This is a genomic window from Variovorax sp. AB1(2024), from assembly GCF_037482385.2.
Classification (GTDB): domain Bacteria; phylum Pseudomonadota; class Gammaproteobacteria; order Burkholderiales; family Burkholderiaceae_C; genus Variovorax.
Genome location: NZ_JBBHKP020000001.1, coordinates 58,203 through 81,753 on the forward strand (window position 1 = coordinate 58,203; position 23,551 = coordinate 81,753).

26 protein-coding genes and 1 tRNA gene are annotated in these 23,551 nt (G+C 68.5%); 17 read left to right on the forward strand and 10 right to left on the reverse strand.

What is annotated here, in order from left to right:
- Positions 1 to 7: 7 nt before the first annotated feature.
- The 4 genes from WIX39_RS00260 to ychF are packed head-to-tail and all read right to left on the reverse strand — an operon-like array spanning position 8 to position 2,556.
- Positions 8 to 682 (reverse strand): glutathione S-transferase, encoded by a 675-nt coding sequence (locus WIX39_RS00260; protein WP_081271098.1) that lies wholly within the window; start codon positions 680 to 682, stop codon positions 8 to 10.
- 53 nt (positions 683 to 735) lie between these two features.
- The gene (locus WIX39_RS00265; RefSeq protein WP_081271099.1) at positions 736 to 921 is read right to left on the reverse strand and encodes a hypothetical protein; all 186 of its coding nucleotides are present in this window, start codon (positions 919 to 921) and stop codon (positions 736 to 738) included.
- On the reverse strand, positions 918 to 1,439 hold the full coding sequence (locus tag WIX39_RS00270) for a zeta toxin family protein (protein WP_081271100.1): 522 nt from the start codon (positions 1,437 to 1,439) through the stop codon (positions 918 to 920). The genes WIX39_RS00265 and WIX39_RS00270 overlap by 4 nt, the downstream gene beginning before the upstream one ends.
- 25 nt (positions 1,440 to 1,464) lie before the next feature.
- Positions 1,465 to 2,556 (reverse strand): redox-regulated ATPase YchF, encoded by a 1,092-nt coding sequence (ychF, locus tag WIX39_RS00275; RefSeq protein WP_081271101.1) that lies wholly within the window; start codon positions 2,554 to 2,556, stop codon positions 1,465 to 1,467.
- Positions 2,557 to 2,778: 222 nt separating this feature from the next.
- Here ychF and WIX39_RS00280 point away from each other — a divergent pair, with 222 nt between their 5' ends.
- From WIX39_RS00280 to rbsD, 6 genes are read left to right on the forward strand one after another with little or no spacing between them, the layout of a single operon-like run.
- On the forward strand, positions 2,779 to 3,732 hold the full coding sequence (locus WIX39_RS00280; protein ID WP_409194305.1) for a sugar ABC transporter substrate-binding protein: 954 nt from the start codon (positions 2,779 to 2,781) through the stop codon (positions 3,730 to 3,732).
- 51 nt (positions 3,733 to 3,783) lie between these two features.
- A complete protein-coding gene (locus tag WIX39_RS00285; RefSeq protein WP_081271135.1) occupies positions 3,784 to 5,379 on the forward strand; it encodes a sugar ABC transporter ATP-binding protein in 1,596 nt (531 codons plus the stop codon).
- Positions 5,376 to 6,371 (forward strand): ABC transporter permease, encoded by a 996-nt coding sequence (locus tag WIX39_RS00290; protein WP_106936793.1) that lies wholly within the window; start codon positions 5,376 to 5,378, stop codon positions 6,369 to 6,371. Before WIX39_RS00285 ends, WIX39_RS00290 begins: the two co-directional genes overlap by 4 nt.
- Positions 6,372 to 6,404: 33 nt before the next feature.
- Positions 6,405 to 7,496 (forward strand): LacI family DNA-binding transcriptional regulator, encoded by a 1,092-nt coding sequence (locus tag WIX39_RS00295; RefSeq protein ID WP_081271104.1) that lies wholly within the window; start codon positions 6,405 to 6,407, stop codon positions 7,494 to 7,496.
- Positions 7,493 to 8,458, forward strand: coding sequence for a ribokinase (rbsK, locus tag WIX39_RS00300; protein WP_106936792.1), 966 nt, complete (start codon positions 7,493 to 7,495; stop codon positions 8,456 to 8,458). Before WIX39_RS00295 ends, rbsK begins: the two co-directional genes overlap by 4 nt.
- Complete coding sequence (gene rbsD, locus WIX39_RS00305; protein ID WP_106936791.1) at positions 8,455 to 8,847, forward strand: D-ribose pyranase; 393 nt, start codon at positions 8,455 to 8,457, stop codon at positions 8,845 to 8,847. The genes rbsK and rbsD overlap by 4 nt, the downstream gene beginning before the upstream one ends.
- A 25-nt stretch (positions 8,848 to 8,872) precedes the next feature.
- On the opposite strand, the gene WIX39_RS00310 is transcribed toward rbsD, so the two are convergent.
- Entirely contained in the window at positions 8,873 to 9,754 is an 882-nt protein-coding gene (locus WIX39_RS00310; RefSeq protein ID WP_106936790.1) for an MOSC domain-containing protein, read from the reverse strand.
- A gap of 146 nt (positions 9,755 to 9,900) precedes the next feature.
- On the opposite strand from WIX39_RS00310, the gene WIX39_RS00315 reads away from it, so the two are divergent.
- From WIX39_RS00315 to WIX39_RS00325, 3 genes are read left to right on the forward strand one after another with little or no spacing between them, the layout of a single operon-like run.
- Entirely contained in the window at positions 9,901 to 11,028 is a 1,128-nt protein-coding gene (locus tag WIX39_RS00315) for an FAD-dependent monooxygenase (RefSeq protein ID WP_106936789.1), read from the forward strand.
- A 40-nt stretch (positions 11,029 to 11,068) separates the two neighbouring features.
- A complete protein-coding gene (locus WIX39_RS00320) occupies positions 11,069 to 11,791 on the forward strand; it encodes a DsbC family protein (RefSeq protein WP_081271109.1) in 723 nt (240 codons plus the stop codon).
- Positions 11,791 to 13,641: a M61 family metallopeptidase gene (locus WIX39_RS00325; RefSeq protein WP_106936788.1), complete on the forward strand. Its 1,851-nt coding sequence runs from the start codon at positions 11,791 to 11,793 to the stop codon at positions 13,639 to 13,641. Before WIX39_RS00320 ends, WIX39_RS00325 begins: the two co-directional genes overlap by 1 nt.
- On the opposite strand, the gene WIX39_RS00330 is transcribed toward WIX39_RS00325, so the two are convergent.
- Together WIX39_RS00330 and WIX39_RS00335 are read right to left on the reverse strand one after the other, a co-directional pair.
- Positions 13,642 to 14,226 carry a DUF2325 domain-containing protein gene (locus tag WIX39_RS00330; protein WP_106937673.1) on the reverse strand — a complete coding sequence of 195 codons (585 nt, stop codon included), beginning with the start codon at positions 14,224 to 14,226 and terminating at the stop codon, positions 13,642 to 13,644. It lies immediately after the preceding gene.
- A gap of 61 nt (positions 14,227 to 14,287) precedes the next feature.
- Entirely contained in the window at positions 14,288 to 14,623 is a 336-nt protein-coding gene (locus WIX39_RS00335; RefSeq protein WP_093130430.1) for an SMR family transporter, read from the reverse strand.
- Between the two features lie 97 nt (positions 14,624 to 14,720).
- Between WIX39_RS00335 and WIX39_RS00340 the strand changes: the two genes are divergently transcribed.
- Complete coding sequence (locus tag WIX39_RS00340) at positions 14,721 to 15,500, forward strand: enoyl-CoA hydratase (RefSeq protein WP_106936787.1); 780 nt, start codon at positions 14,721 to 14,723, stop codon at positions 15,498 to 15,500.
- A gap of 31 nt (positions 15,501 to 15,531) precedes the next feature.
- Here the strand turns inward: WIX39_RS00340 and WIX39_RS00345 are convergent, their stop codons facing one another.
- The gene (locus WIX39_RS00345; protein ID WP_199851881.1) at positions 15,532 to 16,737 is read right to left on the reverse strand and encodes a hypothetical protein; all 1,206 of its coding nucleotides are present in this window, start codon (positions 16,735 to 16,737) and stop codon (positions 15,532 to 15,534) included.
- Positions 16,734 to 17,399: a sigma-70 family RNA polymerase sigma factor gene (locus WIX39_RS00350; RefSeq protein ID WP_106936786.1), complete on the reverse strand. Its 666-nt coding sequence runs from the start codon at positions 17,397 to 17,399 to the stop codon at positions 16,734 to 16,736. Before WIX39_RS00350 ends, WIX39_RS00345 begins: the two co-directional genes overlap by 4 nt.
- Positions 17,400 to 17,545: 146 nt before the next feature.
- On the opposite strand from WIX39_RS00350, the gene WIX39_RS00355 reads away from it, so the two are divergent.
- The 5 genes from WIX39_RS00355 to WIX39_RS00375 all read left to right on the forward strand — a co-directional run bounded on the left by WIX39_RS00355 (position 17,546) and on the right by WIX39_RS00375 (position 20,026).
- A tRNA-Met gene (locus WIX39_RS00355) sits at positions 17,546 to 17,622 on the forward strand.
- 67 nt (positions 17,623 to 17,689) lie between these two features.
- The gene (locus WIX39_RS00360) at positions 17,690 to 18,091 is read left to right on the forward strand and encodes a DUF2946 family protein (RefSeq protein ID WP_234382316.1); all 402 of its coding nucleotides are present in this window, start codon (positions 17,690 to 17,692) and stop codon (positions 18,089 to 18,091) included.
- A gap of 124 nt (positions 18,092 to 18,215) precedes the next feature.
- Positions 18,216 to 18,827, forward strand: a complete 612-nt coding sequence (locus WIX39_RS00365; RefSeq protein WP_106936785.1) for an SCO family protein — start codon at positions 18,216 to 18,218, stop codon at positions 18,825 to 18,827.
- Between the two features lie 41 nt (positions 18,828 to 18,868).
- Positions 18,869 to 19,354 (forward strand): copper chaperone PCu(A)C, encoded by a 486-nt coding sequence (locus WIX39_RS00370; protein ID WP_081271115.1) that lies wholly within the window; start codon positions 18,869 to 18,871, stop codon positions 19,352 to 19,354.
- A gap of 186 nt (positions 19,355 to 19,540) precedes the next feature.
- On the forward strand, positions 19,541 to 20,026 hold the full coding sequence (locus tag WIX39_RS00375; protein WP_409194306.1) for a hypothetical protein: 486 nt from the start codon (positions 19,541 to 19,543) through the stop codon (positions 20,024 to 20,026).
- 184 nt (positions 20,027 to 20,210) lie between these two features.
- Here WIX39_RS00375 and WIX39_RS00380 read toward each other — a convergent pair whose 3' ends face one another.
- Positions 20,211 to 21,851 carry a 3-(methylthio)propionyl-CoA ligase gene (locus WIX39_RS00380; RefSeq protein WP_409194307.1) on the reverse strand — a complete coding sequence of 547 codons (1,641 nt, stop codon included), beginning with the start codon at positions 21,849 to 21,851 and terminating at the stop codon, positions 20,211 to 20,213.
- A 123-nt stretch (positions 21,852 to 21,974) separates the two neighbouring features.
- On the opposite strand from WIX39_RS00380, the gene WIX39_RS00385 reads away from it, so the two are divergent.
- Positions 21,975 to 22,646 (forward strand): nitroreductase, encoded by a 672-nt coding sequence (locus WIX39_RS00385; protein ID WP_106936783.1) that lies wholly within the window; start codon positions 21,975 to 21,977, stop codon positions 22,644 to 22,646.
- A 50-nt stretch (positions 22,647 to 22,696) separates the two neighbouring features.
- On the forward strand, positions 22,697 to 23,494 hold the full coding sequence (locus WIX39_RS00390) for a phosphodiesterase (protein WP_234382311.1): 798 nt from the start codon (positions 22,697 to 22,699) through the stop codon (positions 23,492 to 23,494).
- The last annotated feature ends 57 nt before the right edge of the window (positions 23,495 to 23,551 follow it).

Sequence of the window (23,551 nt, forward strand, 5' to 3'; positions counted from 1 at the left end):
CTCCGTATCAGCTCAGCAGGCCGTAGGGACCGCCGCGCTCGAGCGCGCGCTTGTACGCCGGGCGCGCGTGGATGCGCTCCAGGTAGGCCATGAGCTTCGGCCGCTTCGCATCGAGCCCGCCGCGCGCCTGCGCCGCCTCCACCGGGAAGCTCATCTGGATGTCAGCGCCGGTGAAAGCGTCGCCGGCGAACCACTCGCTCCTGCCGAGCTCGGTCTCCATGAAGTTCAGGTGGCTCACGATGTTCGGATTGATGAACGCCGACTTCGTCTTGCTCGCGATGGCCTTGGCGATCGGCTTCGCGAAGAACGGCATCTTCGTGGTCTCGATGCGGTCGAACACCAGCTTGAGCAACAGGGGCGACATCGCCGAGCCTTCGGCGAAGTGCAGCCAGTAGCGATAGCGCACCGCATCCGGCGTGCCCGGCGCGGGCGCGAGGCGGCCGTTGCCGAAGCGCTCGATGAGCGTCTCCACGATCGCCCCCGACTCCGCGAGCGTGAGCCCGTCATCCGTCGTCACCACCGGTGACTTGCCCAGCGGATGCACGGCCCGCAGCGAAGCGGGCGCCAACATGGTCTGCGGATCGCGCTGGTAGTGGACGATCTCGTAAGGCAGCTCGAGCTCTTCGAGCAGCCAGAGCACGCGCTGCGAGCGCGAGTTGTTGAGGTGGTGGACGGTGAGCATTGGGGCGGGGCTTGTGGAGAAATTCAGGGCGCGCGAAGTCTACCGAACAACGCCTATTTCACGCCCGCCTTGCGCAATTCCTCTGCAGTGATGCGGACCGGCTTCTGATCGCGCTGCACAACGATGGCGGTGTCCGTGCGAACGGCCGCCTCCCGCGCCGCCCGGGCCGCGCGCCGAATCGCTATCAGTGAAGCGGCCAGATCCTTGTCCTTGGCCTGCATGAGCTGTTCACGGGTCATGGTGCTTCTCCCCATTCGATGAGATCCGGCTCTTCGCCAGCGTTGTCGTAGAGCGCCCAGGCATCCACCGCAGCGCGGTACCGGTCGTCGAAATTCCGGCGCCCTGCCTCGAAACGGCGGCGAATCACATCTTCAGGAATGTGATGGCCTCCCTGCCGCACGCGTTCCGCCACCCGAGCAATCGCAAACTCCGCCGTCGGAAGCGCCAGAAAGAACAGGCTCACGTGATAGCCCAACTTCCTCCAGGCGCCAATATGGCGCAGATAACCCAGCCCCGACAACGTGGTCTCGAACGCAAAGCTCTCCCGGCGACGCACGCACTGGGCAATCTCCTCGAGCATCAGTCGCCCGGCCTTGACGGCCTCCGCCTCGGGCGCAAAGGGCGACAGCCCGGCCGCGATCAGGTCCGCATTGATGAAACGGGAAATCCGAGCTTCCTGCGGAAGGAAAGCGCGGGCGAAGGTTGTCTTGCCTGCGCCGTTCGGCCCCGCGATGATGACGATCTTCGAATGGCTCATCGGCGGGACATCTTCGCCCGGGGTATCAGGAGCTGAACAGGAAATTCATCACGTCGCCATCCTTGACGACGTATTCCTTGCCTTCCGAACGCATCTTCCCCGCGTCCTTGGCGCCCTGCTCGCCCTTGAAGGCGATGTAGTCCTCGAAGGCGATGGTCTGGGCGCGGATGTAGCCCTTCTCGAAGTCGCCGTGGATCACGCCGGCGGCCTGCGGGCCGGTGTCGCCGATGTGGATGGTCCAGGCGCGCACTTCCTTCACGCCGGCGGTGAAGTAGGTCTGCAGGCCCAGCAGCTTGAATGCCGCGCGGATCAGGCGGTTCAGGCCCGGCTCTTCCTGGCCGATCTCGGCGAGGAACATCTTCTTGTCTTCGTCGTCCATCTCGGCCAGGTCGGCTTCGATCTTGGCGCAGATGGCGACCACGGGCGCGCCCTGCCTGGCGGCGTACTCGCGCAGGCGGTCGAGATACGGGTTGTTCTCGAAGCCGTCTTCCGACACGTTGCCCACGAACATCGCGGGCTTGGCGGTGATGAGCGTGAAGCTCTTGACCAGCGGCAGCTCTTCCTTGGTGAACTCGAGCGCACGCACCGGCGTGTTCTCGTTCAGCGCGGCCTGGCAGCGCTCGAGCAGGCCGACGAGCTTCTGCGCGTCCTTGTCGCCGGAACGGGCGACCTTGGTGTGGCGGTGCAGCGCCTTCTCGACAGTGGCCAGGTCGGCCAGGCAGAGTTCGGTCTGGATCACCTCGATGTCGGAGATCGGGTCGACCTTGCCGGCCACGTGGATCACGTTCTCGTCGTCGAAGCAGCGCACCACGTTGACGGTGGCGTCGGTCTCGCGGATGTGCGCCAGGAACTTGTTGCCCAGGCCTTCGCCGGTGCTGGCGCCGGCCACCAGGCCGGCGATGTCCACGAACTCGACGATGGCGGGCACCACGCGCTCGGGCTTGACGATCTCGCTCAGCTGCGCGAGCCGGGGGTCGGGCACTTCCACCACGCCCACGTTGGGCTCGATGGTGCAGAAGGGATAGTTCTCCGCCGCGATGCCGGCCTTGGTCAGCGCATTGAAAAGGGTGGATTTACCGACGTTGGGCAGGCCGACGATGCCGCATTGCAAACTCATGGGAGGTCCTCTTGGGTAACCGGCGATTTTAGGCGAGCATGGCTGCATGCCCGCCCGGCAGGTCTTGGAACCGCTTCTTGCAACCCTGTCATCCGCCCCCGGAAAGCTCAGGGTTAGCCCCGATGGGCAAACGTTTGCGCAAACGTTTCCCTTGGTTAACATCGGGGCCCCCGGCAAAGACCGGCGTACCGCTTTGATCAACCACCCCAGGAGACATCCACCATGAAATTCACCCGCCGTACCCTGCAAAGCGTTGCTGCATTGACGCTGCTGGGCGCCATCGCCGGAACGCCCGCCTTCGCCCAGGACAAGCCGAAGGTCGCCCTGGTCATGAAGTCGCTGGCCAACGAGTTCTTCCGCACCATGGAAGACGGCGCCAAGGCGCACCAGAAGGCCCATGCCTCCGAATACACGCTGGTGGCCAACGGCATCAAGGACGAGACCGACACCTCCGCCCAGATCAAGATGGTCGAGCAGATGGTCGCGCAGAAGATCAACGCGCTGGTCATCGCGCCGGCCGATTCGAAGGCGCTGGTGCCGGTCATCAAGGCCGCCATCGACAAGGGCATCCTGGTGGTCAACATCGACAACCAGCTCGACGCCGCCGCGCTCAAGGAAAAGGGCATCCAGGTGCCGTTCGTCGGCCCCGACAACCGCGCCGGCGCCAAGCTGGTGGGCGACGCGCTCGCCAAGGAGCTGAAGTCGGGCGACAAGGTCGGCATCATCGAGGGCGTGTCGACCACCTTCAATGCGCAGCAGCGCACGCTGGGCTACCAGGACGCGATGAAGGCCGCCGGCGTGACGGTGGTGGGCGTGCAGTCCGGCCAGTGGGAAATCGACAAGGGCAACACGGTGGCCGCCGGCATGATGCGCGAGCACCCCGACCTGAAGGCGCTGCTCGCGGGCAACGACAGCATGGCGCTGGGCGCCGTGGCCGCCGTCAAGGCCGCCGGCAAGACCGGCAAGGTGCTGGTGGTGGGCTACGACAACATCGGCGCCATCAAGCCGATGCTGGCCGACGGCCGCGTGCTCGCCACGGCCGACCAGTTCGCCGCCAAGCAGGCCGTGTTCGGCATCGAGACCGCGCTGAAGGCCATCGCCGACAAGAAGAAGCAGGCCGACATGCCCGCCGAAGTGAAGACCGACGTGGTGCTGGTCACCAAGTCGTCCAAGTAAAAACAATCTCCCGACCGAAGAAAAGAGCCTCCGTTGACCGCACCCGCCGCAATGAACGACAACCGCGCCCAGCCCGTGCTCACGCTGAGCACCATGGGCAAGGACTATGCGGCGCCGGTGCTGGACGACGTCTCGCTCGTGCTCAACGCCGGCGAAGTGCTGGCCCTCACGGGCGAGAACGGCGCCGGCAAGAGCACGCTGTCGAAGATCGTCTGCGGCCTGGTGCAGCCCACGCGCGGCCAGATGCTGCTCGACGGCAAGCCCTTTGCGCCCGGCTCGCGCCGCGACGCCGAGCGGCTGGGCGTGCGCATGGTCATGCAGGAGCTGGGCCTCGTCACCACCCTCTCGGTGGCCGAGAACCTGCTGCTCGACCGCCTGCCCAACAAGACCGGCTGGATCCGCCGCGGCAAGCTGCACGAGCTGGCCGCGCGCCAGCTCGCCAAGATCGGCATGCAGAACATCGACCCGGCCACGCCGGTGGCGCGGCTGGGCATCGGCCAGCAGCAGATGGTGGAGATCGCGCGCAACCTGCAGGACGACACGCGCGTGCTGGTGCTCGACGAGCCCACCGCCATGCTCACACCGCGAGAAACCTCGCACCTGTTCGAGCAGATCGACCTGCTGAAGGCGCGCGGCGTGGCCATCGTCTACGTGTCGCACCGCCTCGAAGAACTGCAGCGCATCGCCGACCGCGTGGCGGTGCTGCGCGACGGCCGGCTGGTGGACGTGCGCGCGATGGCCGGCGTGCGCGAATCCGAACTGGTGCAGCGCATGGTCGGCCGCGCGGTGCACGAGCACGAAGGCCGCGAGCGCCGCACCGCCGGCCCGGTGCTGCTGAGCGCGCGCGGCATCGGCCGGGCGCAGGTCGTGCGCGACGTCGACATCGACCTGCGCGCGGGCGAAGTCATGGGCCTGGCCGGCCTCGTCGGCTCGGGCCGGACCGAACTGGTGCGGCTGCTGTTCGGCGCCGACCGCGCGGACCGCGGCGAGATCACCCTTCATGAAAACGGCCAGCCCGCGCAGCACGCGCGCAAGGGCTGGCGCTCGCCGATGCAGGCCATCCGCGCCGGCATCGGCCTCGTCACCGAAGACCGCAAGTCGCAGGGCCTGCTGCTGACGCAGTCGATCCGCGTGAACGCCACGCTCAGCGACCTCGGGGCCATTTCCCACGCCGGCTGGCTGCAGCGCGCCAAGGAGCGCGGCATTGCGCAGAAGCTGGTGGAGCTGCTGCGCATCCGTTCGCGCAGCATCGAACAACCGGTTGCCACGCTCAGCGGCGGCAACCAGCAGAAGGTGGTGTTCGCGCGCTGGCTCCACCGCGAATGCAAGGTGCTGCTGCTCGACGAGCCCACGCGCGGCGTGGACGTGGGCGCGCGCGCCGACCTGTACGCCGAGCTCGACCGCATGACCGACGCCGGCAAGGCGCTGCTGATGGTGTCGAGCGACCTGCGCGAACTGATGGCCATGTGCGACCGCATCGGCGTGATGAGCGCCGGCCGGCTGGTGGCGGTGTTCGAACGCGGCGAATGGACCGAACAATCGCTGCTGGCCGCAGCATTCAGCGACGCGGCCGGACGCGCCGCCAACAATCCGCCGACGGCATCCCCCGTTTCCGATTCGACCCCGGTCACCGCCGACACACAATGAACGCCGAAGCCTCCACGAAATCCACCCCGCCGTCCTCGCCCTCCGCACTCAAGGGCCAGCTCGGCACCTACCTGGGCCTGACGGTCGTGCTCGTGGGCATGATCGCGCTCTTCGGCTCGCTCAGCGAATACTTCCTGACGCGCGAGACCTTCGTCTCCATCGCCAACGAGATTCCCGCGCTGGCCGTGATGGCGGTCGGCATGACCTTCGTGCTGATCATCGCGGGCATCGATCTTTCCGTCGGCTCGGTGCTGGCGCTGAGCGCGGCCGTCACGGCGGCGGCCATCCTCGAATGGAAGCTGTCGGTGCCGGTGGCCGCGGCGCTCGGCCTCGCCACCGGGCTGGTCTGCGGCACGGTCACCGGCGCGGTGTCGGTCGCGTGGCGGCTGCCGAGCTTCATCGTCTCGCTGGGCATGCTCGAGGCGGTACGCGGCGGTGCCTACCTGGTGACCGATTCGCGCACGCAGTACGTGGGCGACGCCATCTCGGGCCTGGCCGCGCCGTGGATCGGCGGCATCTCGGCCGCCTTCGTGCTGGCGGTGGTGCTGGTCGTCATCGGGCAGCTGGTGCTCACGCGCACGGTGTTCGGCCGCCACGTGGTGGGCATCGGCACGAACGAAGAAGCGATGCGCCTGGCGGGCGTCGACCCGCGCCCGATCCGCATCATCGTTTTCGCAGTCACCGGGCTGCTGGCCGGGCTCGCGGGCCTGATGCAGTCGGCCCGCCTCGAAGCCGCCGACCCGAATGCCGGCGTCGGCATCGAGCTGCAGGTGATCGCGGCGGTGGTGATCGGCGGCACCAGCCTCATGGGCGGGCGCGGCTCGGTCATCAACACTTTCTTCGGCGTATTGATCATCGCGGTGCTGGAGGCCGGCCTCGCGCAGGTGGGGGCCAGCGAGCCGAGCAAGCGGATCATCACCGGCGCGGTGATCGTCGTGGCCGTCATCATCGACACGTTGCGCCAGCGCCGTGCCGAACGCCGGCTGGCCTGACGGCACCCGCCAACCAGGAAAAGGACAAGCCCCATGGCCACCATCAAGGACGTCGCGCTCAAGGCGGAGGTTTCGGTCACCACCGTGTCGCACGTGGTGAACGACACACGCCACGTGAGCGCCAAGGTGCGCGAGCGCGTGGAGCTCGCCATCCGCGAACTGGGCTATGTGCCCAACGCGATGGCGCGCAGCCTGAAGAGCAACACCACTTCGACGCTGGGCATGCTGATTCCCAACAGCTCGAACCCCTACTTTGCCGAGATCGTGCGCATCGTGGAAGACCGCTGCTTCGGCGCCGGCTACACGCTGGTGCTGTGCAACACCGACGACGAGCCCCACCGCCAGAGCGTCTACCTGCAGGTGCTGGCCGAGCGCCGCATCGACGGGCTGATCGTGGTGTCGACCGGCGCGGGCGACGAGGAATCCCTCATGAAGCAGCTGCGCGGCCTGCGCATGCCCACGGTGCTGGTCGACCGCGAGATCGCCGACCCGGCCTGCGACCTGGTGGAGACCGCGCACATGCAGGGCGGCCTGCTCGCGGTGCGGCATCTGCTGTCGCTGGGCCACAAGCGCATTGCCTGCATCGGCGGGCCGGTGGGCGTGATGCCGAGCGAGCAGCGCATCGAGGGCTGGCGCATGGCGCTGGCCGAGACCGGCGCAACGCCCGACATCGCGAATGCGCAAGCACTGCTCTGGCGCGGCGGCTTCACCAGCCAGGGCGGCTACGAGGCCATGCACGCCATCCTGCGCACCGAACAGAAGCCCTCGGCCGTGTTCGTCTGCAACGACCTGATGGCCATCGGCGCGCTGCGCGCCGCGCACGAGAGCGGCGTGCGCGTGCCGGACGATCTTTCGATCGTCGGCTTCGACGACATCGAACTCTCTGCCTACACCAGCCCGCCGCTCACCACGGTGGCGCAGCCCAAGGAGCGCATCGGAGCGCTGGCGGTCGACATGCTGCTCGAGCGCGTCGGCGGCAAGCGCCGCGATGCGCGCAAGGTGGTGCTGCAGCCCGAGCTGCGCGTGCGCGCCTCGACTGCGCGGCACGCGAGTTTCCGCGAGCCCGCCGCCCCCGTTCCGGCCGAAACGCCTTCCACGCAAACCCGAAAGTCCCGCACCCCGTGAGCCTGAAGCCTTCCTCCAGCAGCCCAGCCCGGGCCCCGCGCATCGTGGTGCTCGGCAGCCTCAACATGGACCTGGTGCTGCGCGTGCCGCACGCCCCGGCCGCGGGCGAAACCCTGCTCGGCCATTCGATCGCCACCATCCCCGGCGGCAAGGGCGCCAACCAGGCCGTGAGCTGCGCGCGCGAGGGCGCTCAGGTGCGCATGATCGGCTGCGTCGGCGATGACGCGCACGGCTCGGCGCTGCGCGATGCGCTCCAGCGCGACGGCATCGACACCGCCGCCCTGCGCACCGTGGCCGGCGAGCCCACCGGCACGGCGCTGATCCTCGTGGAGGACAGCGGCCAGAACCGCATCGTGCTGATTCCCGGCGCCAACGCGCGCCTGGAGGTCGACGAAGCCGCGCTGGCGCAGCAGGTGCAGGGCGCGGCCTTCCTGGTGGCGCAGTTCGAGACGCCGCTGGACCAGGTGGCGCGCGGCATCGCCGTGGCGCATGGCGCGGGCTGCAAGGTGATGCTCAACCCCTCGCCGGTACAGCCGATCGCCGAGCCCCTGTGGCCGCTGATCGACACGCTGGTGGTCAACGAGATCGAGGCGCAGGCGCTGTGCGGCCAGTCCGCCGACAGCCCGCAGGAAGCGGCGCAGGCCGGCCGGGCGCTGCGCGCCAAGGGCATCGCGCGCGTGGTCGTCACGCTGGGCGCGCGCGGCGCGGTGGCCGTCGATGCCGACGGTGCGCGCCACCATCCCGCGCCCAAGGTGCAGGCGGTCGACACCACGGCCGCCGGCGACACCTTCCTGGGTGCGCTCGCGGTCGCGCTGGGCGAAGGCCAGTCTTTCGACGACGCCGTTCGCCTGGGCATCCGCGCCGCCGCGCTGTGCATCCAGCAGCCGGGCGCCCAACCCTCCATTCCGCAGCGCGACGCCGTTCTGCTGAGCCCGCTGCCGCCCGACTGGATCACGCTGTGAAACGTTCTCCCCTGCTGCACGCCGAACTCTCCCATGTGATCGCCTCGCTGGGTCACGGCGACATGCTCGTGCTCGGCGACGCCGGCCTGCCGATTCCCGACGGCCCGCGCCGCATCGACCTGGCCGTGGCGCGCGGCGTGCCGCGGCTCGACGAGGTGCTGCAGGCGGTGCTGTCGGAGATGCAGGTCGAAGGCATCGTGGTGGCCGACGAAGCGCTGGACGACGCGAAGAATCCGCCGGGCTGGTATCCGCAGTCGCTGGGCATCGCGCCGCAGACGGTAGCGCATGAAGAATTCAAGCGCCGCACCGCGAAGGCCCGGGCCATGGTGCGCACGGGCGAATGCACGCCCTACGCCAACATCATCCTGATCGCTGGCGTGAAGTTCTGAAGCGGCACCGCCCGGGCGCCGCCGGTCATTCGAATTTGTAGTTCGCGCCCACCGGCTGGCCGACCTTGAGCACGTGCTCCACGCCCCGGATCACGATGCAGTTCATGCCGAAGGTGATGCCGCCGTCCACGCGCGGATCGGCGCGGTAGGTGCGCAGGGTGTTGCCGACCTCGGGGCTGCTGACGGCGGTGGCCGGGTCGATGTCCGGGATCGGGCAGCGCGTGCAGGGCTTGACGGGGCGGAGTTCGGCTTCGCCCTCGCCGGTGGCGATGTGCAGCGCGTCCACCCGGTCCTCGTCGTGCGACTCGATGCCCGCCAGCACGATGTTGGGCCGGAAGCGCTCGATGCCCACGGCATCGTGGCCCTGCGCGGCAAGGCGCTCGTTCAGCTCGGCCAGCGAGCCTTCGCTCGCCACCAGCACCGGGTAGCCGTCGGCGAACTGGTTCTCGGCCTCGATGCCGCCGGTCCACTTCAGGCTGGACAGGCGCTTGTGTTCCGGGTCGAAGCGCACGAGACGCAGGGTCTGCGGCTTGCCGGGCTCCGACAGGAAATCGCTGAACCACTGCGCGGCGATGTCGCCCATGTCGTAGGCCGCCACTTCGTCCTTCCAGACGCGCACGCGCACCGGTTTCTCGACGCGGTCGAAGGCCAGGTGCAGCGCCAGCATGCCGGGGGCGCGCAGAACCACTTCCATGTGCTTCATCTGCGGCTTGATCAGCGCCATGCGCGGCAGCTGCCGCTGGGTGACGAATTCGCCCTGGGCGTCGACCACCATCCAGGCGCGGTCGAATTCCAGGCCGGTCTCGGTCAGCAGCACCTCGGGAAGCTCGACCCCGCCGCAGGACTTGACCGGGTAGATGAACAGGCGCGCGATGGTGGCTTCGAGGTCGAAAGCGGGCTGGGACACGGTGGGGGTTCCTTGGAAATCGGCGGCAATTGTCCCGCAGCTTTGGAAAGTACCCTGAGCCGTTCCGGGGATACTGCGGGACCGGCTCCGCCGGGCCGCTGGTAGCGCCCCCGCGAGGGGGCGGGCGTAATCCATACAATCGTTTCATGGCTCTCCCCCCAGAAGTTTGCATTCGCGGCGCCGGCATCGTCGGCCGCACGCTGGCCCTGCTGCTCGCGCGCGAGCGTGTGCGCGTCGCGCTGGTGGTGCCCCCGGCCACGCAGGGCAAGCAGGACGTCCGCGCCTATGCGCTGAACACCGCCTCCCGCACGCTGCTCGAATCGCTGCGCGCCTGGCCCGACGCCGCGCACGCCACGCCGGTGCGCGAAATGCTCGTGCACGGCGACGAAGGCGGCCGGGTGCATTTCAGCGCCACGCGCCAGAAAGTCGACGCGCTGGCCTGGATCGTCGACGTGCCCGCGCTCGAGCAGCAACTGGCAGACGCCGTGCGCTTCCAGCCCCTGATCGAAGTCGTGGCCGAGCCGGTCGCCGCACCGCTCACCGTGGTGTGCGAAGGCAAGGCCAGCGCCACGCGCGAGGCGCTCGGCGTGAGCTACGAGGTCACGCGCTATCCCCAGCATGCGATAGCGGCGCGGCTCGAGGCAGAGCAGTCGCACGACGGCATCGCGCGCCAGTGGTTCAACGACAAGGGCGAGGTGCTCGCGCTGCTGCCTCTGGGCGGCGTGCACGGCAGGACGGTCGCGCTGGTCTGGTCGGTCGACCAGTTGCGCGCACCGGCCCTGCTTGCGCAAGGCGACGAAGAATTCAATGCCGCGGTCACCGAGGCCAGCCGCGCGGCGCTCGGTGCGCTCAAGCTCACGAGCGAGCGCGGTGCCTGGCCGCTGGCCCGCGCCATCGCCGATCGCTGGACCGGCGCCATGCCCGGCCAGCCGGCCCGCTCCTGGGCGCTGGCGGGCGACGCCGCCCACACGGTGCACCCGCTCGCCGGCCAGGGCCTGAACCTGGGCCTGGCCGACGCCTCTGCGCTGGCCGATGTGATCAAGAACCGCGACTACTGGCGCAGCGTGGGCGACGCGCGCCTGCTGCGCCGCTACGAACGCGCCCGCCGTGCCGACGTGCTGCAGATGAGCCTGGCGACCGACGGACTGCAGCAACTTTTCTCGCACAACCTGGGGCCGCTGCCTGCATTGCGCAACTGGGGCATGCGCGGTTTCGACCGCACGCGCCTCGTCAAGCACTGGATCACGGCCCAGGCGATGGGCCTGAAGGCCTGACGCCCCGCCATCTTCTCGAATCGAACCAACGGATCTCCCGATGACACTCGCACGCAACCTCCTACTCGCCGCCTGCACGCTGGGCGCGGTCGTGGCCGCCACAGCCGGCGAAGCCGAGATCCGCAAGAACCTGCCGGCGCGCATTCCGCAGTTCCCCGCCATCGACGAAGTGTCGAAGTCGCCGATTCCGGGCCTCTACGAAGTGCGCGTGAACAGCTCGCAGATCTTCTACACCGACGAGCAGGGCAACTACCTGATCCAGGGCAACCTGATCGACGTGAAGTCGCGCAAGAACCTGACCGAGGAACGGGTCGAGAAGCTCAGCGCCGTCGCCTTCGACCAGCTGCCGCTGAAGGACTCGATCAAGATCGTGCGCGGCAACGGCAAGCGCAAGCTCGCCGTGTTCGAAGACCCGAACTGCGGCTACTGCAAGCGCTTCGAGAAGGACATGAAGACGGTCGACAACGTGACCGTTTACCTGTTCCTGTACCCCGTGCTCGGCCCCGATTCGAACATCAAGTCGCGCGACATCTGGTGCAGCAAGGACAAGGGCAAGGCCTGGGGCGACTGGATGGAGTCGAGCACCCGTCCCGCCACCGCGCCCAGCAGCTGCGACGTGACCGCGCTGCAGCGCAACGTCGAGTTCGGCCGCAAGTACAACATCACCGGCACGCCCACGCTGATCTTCAGCGACGGCACGCGCACGCCCGGCGCCATTCCCGCAGAGCAGGTCGAGAAGCAACTCGCCGCTTCGTCGAGCTGATGGCGACGAAGGCTCCTGCGCGGCGCAGTACCGCCGCTACCGCCGTGCCCGTGGCCGGCGTGCGCTTTCGCGTCGAATGCGCGGATCTCCATGCGCGCCTGTTCGGGGTGACGCTGACCATCGACGCGCCCGCCGCGCAGCAGCGCGTGTCGCTGCCGGTGTGGATTCCGGGCAGCTACCTGGTGCGCGAATTCGCCAAGAACCTGCAGGGCCTGCGCGCCACGCAGGGGCGCCGCAAGCCGACGCTGACGCAGCTCGACAAATGCAGCTGGCTCGTCGAATGCACGCCCGGCCAGCCGCTGGTGCTGAACTACCAGGTCTGCGCCTACGACAACTCGGTGCGCACCGCCTGGCTCGACGCCGAGCGCGGCTTCTTCAACGGCACCAGCGTATGCCTGCGGGTCGAAGGCCAGACCGACGCGCCGCATGCGCTGGAGATCGTCGCGCCCGTGCTGCCTGAGGATGCCGCGCGCTGGTCCTGCGCCACCGCGCTGGTTCCGCTCAAGACCGACAAACACGGCTTCGGCAGCTACCGCGCCGCCGACTACGACGAGCTGGCCGACAGCCCGGTCGAACTGGGCGCCTTCTGGAGCGCCGATTTCGAAGCCTGCGGCGTGCCGCACCGCTTCGTGGTGGCGGGCGCCGCAGCCTCGTTCGACGGCGACCGGCTCATTGCCGACACCAAGGCCATCTGCGAAGCAGAGATGCGCTTCTGGCACGGCGACAAGGCCGGCAAGCGCGGCGGCCCGAAGCTGCCGATCGACCGCTACGTGTTCATGCTCAATGCGGTGGACGACGGCTACGGCGGGCTCGAGCATCGCCACTCCACGGCGCTTATCTGCAACCGCCGCGACCTGCCGCAGCGCGGCGAGAAGAAAAAGCAGCCCGAGGGCTACACCACGCTGATGGGCCTCATCAGCCACGAGTACTTCCACACCTGGAACGTCAAGCGCATGCGGCCCGCCGAGTTCGCGCGCTACGACTACAGCCAGGAAAACTACACGCAGCTGCTGTGGTTCTTCGAGGGCTTCACCAGCTACTACGACGACCTGCTGCTGCGCCGCGCCGGCCGCATCGACGACGCGGCCTACCTGCGCCTGCTGAACAAGACCATCAACCAGGTCATGCAGACGCCGGGCCGGCTGGTGCAGCCGGTGGCCGACGCGAGCTTCGACGCCTGGGTCAAGTACTACCGCCAGGACGAGCAGACGCCCAACAGCACGGTGAGCTATTACACCAAGGGCGCGCTGGTGGCGCTGTGCTTCGACCTCACGCTGCGCCATGAAGGCAAGGGCACCCTTGATGACGTGATGCGCCACCTGTGGACGCACAGCGGCGGCGGGCCGATCAGCGAAGCCGACTTCGCGGCCGCGCTGGAGGCCGTGAGCGGCCGCTCGTATGCGGCGGAACTCGCGCGCTGGGTGCATTCGACCGAGGAGCTTCCGCTTGCGCAGCTTCTGCGTGCGCACGGCGTCGCCACGCTGGAAGACCCGTCGCAGCAGGCGCAGGTACTGGGCCTGCGCGTGGCCGAAACCAACGGCAGCGTGCAGGTCAAGGTGGTGCTGCGCGGCGGAGCGGCCGAGAAGGCCGGCTTTTCGGCGAACGACGAGTGGATCGGCATCGAGCTGCCTGCTGTCGGCCGGAAGGGCCAGCAGCGGCCGGCGCAAGCCTGGCGCATCGCCAAGCTCGACGACCTCGCGCTGTACCTGGGCGATGCGACGAAGTTCACGGCCATCGTCGCGCGTGACCGCAAGCTGCTCAGGCTGCCGCTCGCGCTGCCGGCCAACGCGACCACCTGGCGCCTGTTCGCGCACGATGCCGCCAAGGCGGCGGGCTGGCTGGCCGGCTAGCTAGGCGTTTTCCGGCGCGGCCGGGTGCCGCACGAACATCATCGGCTGCGGCTCCCCGACCAGCACGCAGGGCTTGCCGGTCCTGCGGCAGTGGTCCTGCACGCGCCAATAGGCGCCGTGGCTCACGCAGCCGGTCTGGCAGATCACCAGGTCGGCGGCACGCAGGCTGGCTTCGAGCGCGGGATCGTCCGCGTCGACACCGCCGTCGTGGTGCAGGTAGCGTCCTCCCGCGATTTCGACCAGCTGGCGTGCGAGCGACGGCGCCTGGTCTTCATGGCCGACGCACAGCACGGCTTTCTCGCGCAGATCGGCGGGCGCTTGCGGCCGGGACGGCCGCAGATGGCGCCGGCTGCCCGGCGACAGCAGCGCATTCAGCCGCTTGGGCAGCGCCCCGCCCGCGGCGGCACGCGCGGCCAGCTCCTCGCGCACGATGGCAACGGCCGAATCGCGCGCCACCAGTGCGCCGCGCAAACGGACGATCTGCGCCTCGAGCCTTTCGACCAGCGCGGCCTGCTCGGCCAGCAGGCGCGAGCAGCGCTCCTGGGCCCGGGCATAGGCCCGCAGCAACACGGCATGTTCTTGCATCGGGAACTCCATGGCGGGCATTCTAGATGAGAGCAATTCTCAACTGAAGTCCATTTGGTGCTTAGTGCGAAACCGACTTCGAGAACACGTTCACCACCACCACGCCCGCGATGATCAGCCCGAGCCCCGCGATGGCCGGCCCGTCGAGCTTCTGGCCGAACCACAGCCAGCTCACGAGCGAGATCAGCACGATGCCCACGCCCGACCAGATCGCATAGGCGATGCCGGTCGGAATGGTGCGCAGCGTCAGCGAGAGGAAGAAGAACGCGACCACATAGCCGGCCACCGAGGCCAGCGTGGGCCACAGCCGCGTGAAACCATCCGAGCCCTTGAGGAAACTGGTGGCGATCACTTCGGCCACGATGGCGACGAACAGGTAGGCATAGTTGGAACTCATGGCGGGCACTCTATGGGAACTCGCCATGCCCTGCCACCCACGCCGGCCATGCTGGGTATAGTGAAGCGCGTTTTTCTTCCCCTTCCCCGGAGACACCATGAGCTACGAAAACATCGAAGTGCGGACCGAAGCAGGCAAGGTCGGCATCATCACCCTCAACCGCCCGAAGGCCCTGAATGCGCTGAACGATGCGCTGATGACCGAACTGGGCCAGGCCCTGAAGGCCTTCGATGCGGACGATGCCATCGGCTGCATCATCCTCACGGGCAGCGAGCGCGCCTTCGCGGCCGGCGCCGACATCGCGGCGATGGCGAAGTACAGCTTCATCGACACCTACAAGGGCGACTACATCACGCGCAACTGGGAAATCATCCGCTCGATCCGCAAGCCGGTGATCGGCGCGGTGGCCGGCTTCGCGCTGGGCGGCGGCTGCGAGCTGGCGATGATGTGCGACTTCATCATCGCGGCCGACAACGCGAAGTTCGGCCAGCCCGAGATCAAGATCGGCGTGATCCCCGGTGCCGGCGGCACGCAGCGCCTGCCGCGCGCGGTGGGCAAGAGCAAGGCCATGGACATGGTGCTCACGGCCCGCATGATGGACGCGGCCGAAGCCGAGCGCGCCGGCCTCGTGAGCCGCGTGGTGCCCCTCGAGAAGCTCGCCGACGAGGCGCTGGGCGCGGCGCTGGTGATCTGCGGTTTCTCGCAGATCTCGGTGATGGCGGCCAAGGAATCGGTCAACCGCGCCTTCGAAAGCGGCCTGAGCGACGGCGTGATGTTCGAGCGCCGGCTGTTCCACGCGCTGTTCGCCACGCAGGACCAGAAGGAAGGCATGGACGCCTTCCTGAACAAGCGCCAGCCGGACTTCAAGAACGCCTGAGGGCGGATGCGCGCGGCCGGATGCGTTCCGGTCAGCGCGTGAGCAGCGCGCGCAGCGCGTCGAGCGCCTGCGCGGGCGGCGTGCCGACCAGCGCGGTGCCGCCGGGCTGCGGCGTCCAGCGCACCTGGCCGCCGGCGAGCTCCAGCACGGCGACCAGCGTGCTGCCGCGATAGAGCGAGAGACGCGCCTCGACCGGCGCGGCGAGTGCTTCGCCGGGCGCCGTCGCCGAACGGGCCACGGTGCCGACGAGCGCGGGCAAGCCTTCGATGTCGCCGCGCGCGTGGCGCACTTCGGCGCCTGAGCCCGCGAAGCTGAAGGACGTCCACCTGTCCAGCGCAGTGAAGCCCGCCGGGCCTTCTGCCCGCAGGACCGACTTGGGTACTGCAGCGCGCGGGGCGGGGGCGCGCTGCAGCGCGCCGGAGGCGTCTGCGCTCGCGTTGTCGCCTTGCGGTGGCGGCGGCGCGATGGCCGGTGCAGGCGCTGCGGCAGGCGCCGGAGCCTCCGCCGCATAGGCGCGCCGGCGTTCGTTTTCCAAGCGCTCTTCACGTTGCTCGTCGCTGCGCGAAGGAGCGGCCTGCTCAGCCACTGCGGCTGAGGGCGATGCAGGCGCCGGCGCGACTGGCGCTGGGGCAGCCTGCAATGGAGGCGCGGGGCGGCGAACGGCATCCGCGCCGGCATCGCGCTGGGCCTGCGCTTGTTTCTGTTGGTCGGCGGGCGCTTTTTTGGCGGCAGCAGATGGCGGCGATGCCGGTCGAGGCGCAGGCGCGGCAGCCAGCGGCGGTTCCGCAGGAGGCGCGGCCTCGGCCGCCGGTTGAGCGGGCGCAGGCGCAGGTGGTGCCGCCGCTGGCGCTGCAGCGCCGGCAACGCGTGCCTCGCCATCCAGCTGTGCATCCGGCACCGGTTCGCGATGCCACAGCACCGTCACGAAAGTCGCCAGCAGCACCGTGGCGAACGCCGCATTCCAAGGCATGCGCGAACGCGGCTCCCCGCCACCACCGAAGACACGGCGCCACCACGGCACGGCGCTCGCGCTGTTGGCGGCGGTGTTGGCGACGGTGTTCTGCGCGGCCGGCACGGTGGCGACAAGGTTGTGCGCCATCTTCAGGATGGCATCGCGCGTGCGCGGGTCGGGGGTTGCGGCGCTGTCGGGCGCATGGTCCAGCGCGCGGCGCAGGGCCGGGTCGCGCAGGTCGCGTTCATCGTCGCGGTCGAAACCGGTAGTGCCGTTGCCGCTCATGCCCGCTGCTCCAGCACCGCAAGATAACGCGCCATGCAGCCGCGCAGCTTCTGCAGGCCGTAGCGCAGGCGGCTGCGCACGGTCTCGAAACCGATCTCCAGGCTCGCGGCCAGCGCCTCGACGGTCAGGCCGTCTTCGTGGTGCAGCAGGAACGCGGCGCGCTGGTCGCTCGGGAGCTCGTCCAGGCAGGCCAGCAGCCGGCGGCCGGCGGCGCGCCAGAAAGCGAGCTCCTCGGCGGATGGATGCGCGGCAGCGTCCATCGCGCCGCGCACGCCGCGCTCGAGCGCGGGCACGGGATCGCCGTCGTCGTCGGGATGCGCATCGAGCGCCACTTCGCGTCCGCTCACGCGCAGGCGGTCCATCGCAAGGTTGTGTGCAATGGTGAAGGCCCAGGTGCGCCAGGCGGCGCCCTGCGGCGAGAAGCTGTCGCGCGCCGAGATGATCCGCACCCAGGTGTCCTGGAACACCTCGTCGGCCTGCGCCGCGAGCCGCGCGCCCAGCAGCCGCTTGACGAAGCGGAACAGCCCGCCCTCGTGGCGCGCATAGAGCACGTCGAACGCGGCGGCGTCGCCCTGCGCGTAGGCCAGCATCAACTGGTCGTCGGGCATGGCCTGTCGCTCGGTGGCGCTGTCGGCGGAAGGGGCGCGGGGAAGCGCGGACATCGGAGGATTTTCACCCGGGCTTGTACGGGCGACGAGCGGCTTCGGGGTTCGAGCCGGCAAAAATCGACTCGGGTGGCCAGCAGGCTGTTGAACTCGGGCAAAAATCTGGGCTATAATCTTGGGCTCGGCACCAAACAATGCCGAACGGCTCTTTAGCTCAGTCGGTTAGAGCGATGGAATCATAATCCACAGGTCCGCGGTTCGAGTCCGTGAAGAGCCACCAACAATATAAGCCTTGCAAGTCATTGACTTGCAAGGCTTTTTTCTTGGCCGAAGGATAATCGGCGGCAATGCCCGCCTCCTTCCGCGCCACTCGGACCAAGCCTGCCGCCCGCGCAGGCCTGCGTCGTCCCGGCGCGGGCCTGATCCGCTGGGTCTTGCTGTGGTTCGCGCTGTCGCTCGGCGCGGCCATCGCGTCGCCGGTGGTGCATCCGCAGTCCGTGGAGCTGGTGTGCTCGAGCGCCGGGTCGGTCAAGGCCATCGTGCATACCGACGACGGCGCGCAAGAGCTGGGCATGGGCCACATGGACTGCCCGCTGTGCGTGCTGGCAGGCGCGCCGCCCGCGACGCCCGCGGTCGAACTTCCCGCGCTCGTGCCGCCGTGCCATGCGGTGCAGCCGGTTCCGGCCGCGCACGTCGCCGTGGGCACAGCGGCACCTCCGCCCGCGCGCGGCCCTCCTTCGCTCTCCTGACGCTTCCCGTTTCGCTCGTCCGCGCATGCGATGCCGCCGCCTGAGGGCTGGCTTCGTCGCATCGCGGTCCTCCGCACAACGCATCGATCGGCGCTCGCGTCCGGGCGCCAGAGAGCTTTTATCCATGACTCATTCCACGCTTTCACGCCGTGGCCTGCTGCTGTCCGGCAGCACTGCGCTTGCGGCCCTGGCCCTCGCCGGCTGCGACAACGGCAAAGTGCTGCCCGCCAGCTTCAACGGCGTCGACATCAGCGGCGCCACCTACGCGCAGGACTTCCGCCTGACCGACCCCGACGGCCGCGAGCGCACGCTGGCCGACTTCAAGGGCAAGGCGGTGATGATGTTCTTCGGCTTCACGCAATGCCCCGACGTATGCCCCACCGCGCTCGTGCGCGCCGCCGAGATCAGGCGGCTGCTCGGCGCCGACGGCGAACGGCTGCAGGTGATCTTCGTCACCGTCGACCCCGAGCGCGACACGCCCGTGGTGCTCAAGGCCTACACCCAGGCCTTCGATCCGAGCTTCATCGGCCTGTATGGCGACGCGCAGAAGACCAGCGACACCGCGAAGGAGTTCAAGGTCTTCTACAAGAAGGTGCCCACCGGCTCCTCGTACACCATGGACCACTCGGCCTTCAGCTACGTGTTCGACCCCAGGGGAAAGATCCGCCTCGTGCTGCGCCACGAGCAGAGCGCGCAGGAATGCGCCGACGACCTGCGCAAGATCCTGCAGGCCTGACCTTTTCAACCATTCAAATCAAATCCAAGGAGATCCAGACCATGAAGAACCGCATTGCACACATCCTCGCCGTCACCAGCGCAGCGCTGCTGCTCACCGCCCATGCAGCGCACGCGCAAGTCACCGTCAAGGACGCCTGGGTGCGCGCCACCGTGCCGCAGCAGAAGGCCACCGGCGCGTTCATGCAGCTGAGCGCCGCAAAGGACACCAGGCTGGTGTCGGCCAGCTCGCCCGTCACGCCGGTCGTCGAAGTGCACGAGATGGCCATGCAGGACAACGTGATGCGCATGCGCCAGATCGCCGCGCTGGACCTGCCGGCCGGCAAGGCCGTCGAACTCAAGCCCGGCGGCTATCACGTGATGCTGCTCGACCTCAAGCAGCAGGTGAAAGAAGGCGACACCGTGCCGCTCACGCTGGTGTTCGAGGGCAAGGACGGCAAGCGTGAGACGGTGGAGGTGAAGGCGCCGGTGCGGGCGCTGAATGCGTCGGCGCAGCCGGCGGCGGGCCACGGCGGGCACAAGCACTGAGCGCCCCGGCGCGGGACCGGCTGAAGGAACTACCCTGTTTCGGTGATGGCGCCCGCCCCCGGGACGCACAAGAATTGTTAATAAATATTGACAAACCATCCCCTCCCCGGCCGGCGTCTTCGTGGGCCGGATGGCCGAGGGAGGTGCATACGGGGGTTTTCAGTGCCGCTCAGCTACCTGCTCCACTTGGAGAACGCTCGCCTGCCGATGCACGTGACCGGCGCGCAGGATGTGCGCCGGGTCTCCGTCCTGAAGGCGACCGGCCTCATCGAGGCCGCCATCGACCCGGCCTACGACACCGGCAAGGGCAGCTACAGGCTGGCGCAGGACGCGCTGGTGATCTGCATCACCGACGACGGACATGCCGAGATCGACCGGCTGCGCGGCGGCGAGGGCAAAGGCAGCAGCACATCGCCGAAGAAGGCATCGAACGCCAGGCTCGAGCCGCTCGACTACCTTCGCGCCATAGAAAGTTCGGCCTTCCCCCTTCGGGTGCAGGACAGGGAGGCGATCGGCTGCGTGGAGGCACTGAAGCAGGCGGGCTTCGTCGATGCGGTCATCGGCCCGGCGCTCACATGGAAGGCCGCCGACGGCGAGCCGCAGGGGCTGGCGGTGATCAAGCGCATCACGCCTTTCGGCCGGGCGCATCTGGCGCGAAGCGCGACCAGGTGATTGCGCGGCATCTGGAATTCCGGCCAACCGGCGCCGCAAGCGGTCGGCGCCAACGGCTGGGCGCGCGGCTGCCTATTCAACAGGCAACGTGGCGGGAACCCACGCCGATGCTTGCTCCGCCGATCCGACTCCCCGCACAACCCACAGAGTTGTCCACAGAAAAATCGAACAAGTCATCAAACCGTCAAACAGATGTCGTCGCCGTGTAACCCTTGAACTGCTCGCGCAGCTTCGTCTTCAGCAGCTTGCCGGTGGCGGTGTGCGGCAGGCTGTCGACGAACACTACGTCGTCCGGTAGCCACCATTTCACGACGCGCTCTGCAAGGAATGTGAGCAGTTCCTCTCGTGTCACTTCCGCTCCTGCGCGCTTGACAACGATGAGCAGCGGCCGCTCCTGCCACTTCGGATGCGCGATGCCGATGACGGCCGCTTCGGCCACCGCCGGGTGCAGGCTCGCCGTGTTCTCGAGGTCGATGGAGGAAATCCATTCGCCGCCCGACTTGATCACGTCCTTCGCGCGGTCGACCAGCTGCACATACCCGTCTTCGTCGATGTTGGCGACGTCGCCCGTGGGAAAGAAGCCTTCGGCGTCGAGCACCGGCCCGCCCTCGCTCTTGAAGTAGCCGCTCGCGATCCACGGTCCGCGCACATGCAGGTGGCCGAAGGCCTTGCCGTCGTGCGGCAGGCGCCGGCCGTCTTCGCCGACGATCTTCAGTTCCACGCCCCACACGCCGCGGCCCTGGCGCATCTTCACGCGCAGCTGCTCTTCCTTGGGCATCGACAGGTGCTTGGGCAGCAGGTTGCCGATCACGCCGATGGGGCTGGTCTCGGTCATGCCCCAGCCCTGCACGAAGTCGGCGCCGAAGTCGCGCTCGAAGCGCTCGATCATGCTGCGCGGCGTGGCGGCGCCGCCCACGCCGATGCGCTTGAGGCCGATGGCGCGGGTGTCGATTTCAGGATGCGCGTCGAAGTACTGGAACAGCATGAGCCAGATGGTGGGTACGGCCTGCGAGAAGCCTACCTTCTCGTCGCGCATCAGCTCGTACAGGCTCTGGCCGTCCATGTGCGGGCCGGGCATGACCAGCTTCGCGCCGGCCATCGCCGCTGCATACGGCATGCCCCAGGCGTTGGCATGGAACATGGGCACCGCGAGCAGCAGCGTCATCTGCGAATTGGCGCCGAAGGTGTCGGGCGCGCATTCCATCAGCGAATGCAGCACGGTCGAGCGGTGCGAATACAGCACGCCCTTCGGGTTGCCGGTGGTGCCCGAGGTGTAGCAGAGCGAAGAGGCGGTGCGCTCGTCGAACTCGGGCCAGGCGTAGGCCTCGCTCTGCGCGCCGATGAGTTCGTCGTAGCACAGCAGATTGGGCACGTCGATGGCGGGCATGTGCGCGCGGTCGGTCATGGCGATGAAGGCGCGCACCGACTTCAGGCCCGGTGCGAGCTTCTCCACCAGCGGCGCGAAGGTGGTGTCGAAGAACAGCACCTTGTCTTCCGCATGGTTGACGATGTAGTCGATCTGCTCGGGAAAGAGCCGCGGGTTCACCGTGTGCAGCACCGCGCCCGAGCCCGACACGCCGAAGTACAGCGCCAGGTGGCGATACGTGTTCCAGGCCAGCGTGCCGACGCGGTCGCCGGGCTCGATGCCCAGCGTCTTCAACGCATTGGCCACCTGCTTGGAGCGGCGCTGTATCTCCGCGTAGTTTGTGCGGTGCACCGGGCCCTCCACGGTGCGCCCGACGATCTCGGCGCGCGGGTGGAAGGTGGCCGCGTGATCGATCAGCGACGAGATCAGCAGCGGGCGGTCTTGCATCAATCCGAACATGGTCTTGCCTCCTGTACGCTGGGGCGATGCTAGGCAGCCGCCGTGCCGCGCCGCATCGTCGGAACGGACGATTGAGGGCGTTCGAGGGTTGCCCCTAGCATCGATCTTCAAGAGGACCCTTGCATGAACGTTCAGGACGCCATCGCCACCCGCCGCTCGGTGCGCGATTTTCTCGACACGCCGGTGCCCGGCGACGTCATCCGCCGCGTGCTCGCGCAGGCATTGCGCGCGCCCTCGGGCGGCAACCTGCAGCCGTGGCACCTGCACGTGGTGGGCGGCGACAGGCTGTCGGAGCTGAAAACCATCATGCGCACCCGCGTGCAGGAGGCGCCCGGCGGCGAAGGCAGCGAGTACGACATCTACCCGCGCGAGCTGGTCGCGCCCTACCGCGACCGCCGCTTCGCCGTGGGCGAGGCCATGTACGCACGCCTGGGCATCCCGCGCGAGGACAAGGCCGCGCGCCGCGAATGGTTCGCGCGCAACTACCAGTTCTTCGGCGCGCCGCTCGCGCTGTTCTGCACCGTCGACCGCCGCATGGGGCCGCCGCAGTGGTCCGACCTGGGCATGCTCCTGCAGAACGTGATGCTCCTGCTGCGCGCCGAAGGGCTCGACAGCTGCCCGCAGGAATGCTGGGCCATCTACCCGCAGACCATCGGCCGGTTCATCGAACTGCCGCCCGAGCGCATGCTCTTCACCGGCATGGCCATCGGCTACGCCGACAGGAGCAGGCCGCTCGACGCACTGGTGACCGAGCGCGCGCCGCTCGATGAAGTGGCGGAGTTCACGGGCATCTGAGCCGAGGAACGGAACCTGCTTGCCGCCGGGCGTACTCCACGAAGCGCCCGATGATGCTCATTGCCCAGATCTCCGACCCGCACATCCGCCCCGCCGGCCAGCTCTACCAGGGCGTGGCCGATTCGAACCGGATGTTCGAGGAAGCCATCGACCATCTGCACGCCCTTGACCGCAGGCCCGCGCTCGTGCTGCTGACCGGCGACCTCGTCGACGAAGGCCGGCCCGACGAATACGCGCAGGCGCGCCGACTGCTGTCGAAGCTGGCCATTCCCTGCCTCGTGATTCCCGGCAACCACGACCACCGCGAGAACTTCCGCACGGCCTTCGCGGACCACGCCTACCTGCCGGCCGAAGGCCCGATGCACTACTGCATCGACGACCATGCGGTGCGCATCGTGGCGCTGGACTCCTGCGTTCCCGGCCTGCACCACGGCGATGTCGACGCAGAAGGCCTCGCGTGGCTGCGGCGCACGCTGGAGGCCGACCGCGCGAAGCCGACACTGCTGATGCTGCACCACCCGCCCTTCGCCAGCGGCATTCCCTACATGGATACCTACAGCTACGCCAACCCCGCGCCGCTCGAAGCCGTGCTGCGCGATTTCGGCAACATCGAGCGCGTGCTTTGCGGGCATGTGCACCGCACGATGCTGCGGCGCTGGGCGGGCACGGTCGTGTGCTCCTGCCCCAGCAGCACGACGGAAATCGCACTGCGGCTCGCGGACGGTGCGGCGCCGGCCTCCTACATGGGGCGGCCGGGCTGCATGCTGCATCTGTGGGACGAGGTGCATGGCATGGTGAGCCATGTGAGCCACGTCGGGGCGATGGAGGGGCCGTATCCGTTTGCGTGAGTTTGCGTGATCGAGCGCCTGGCGGCAGCCCAGGCCGCCGGGCGCGCAGAATGCGGC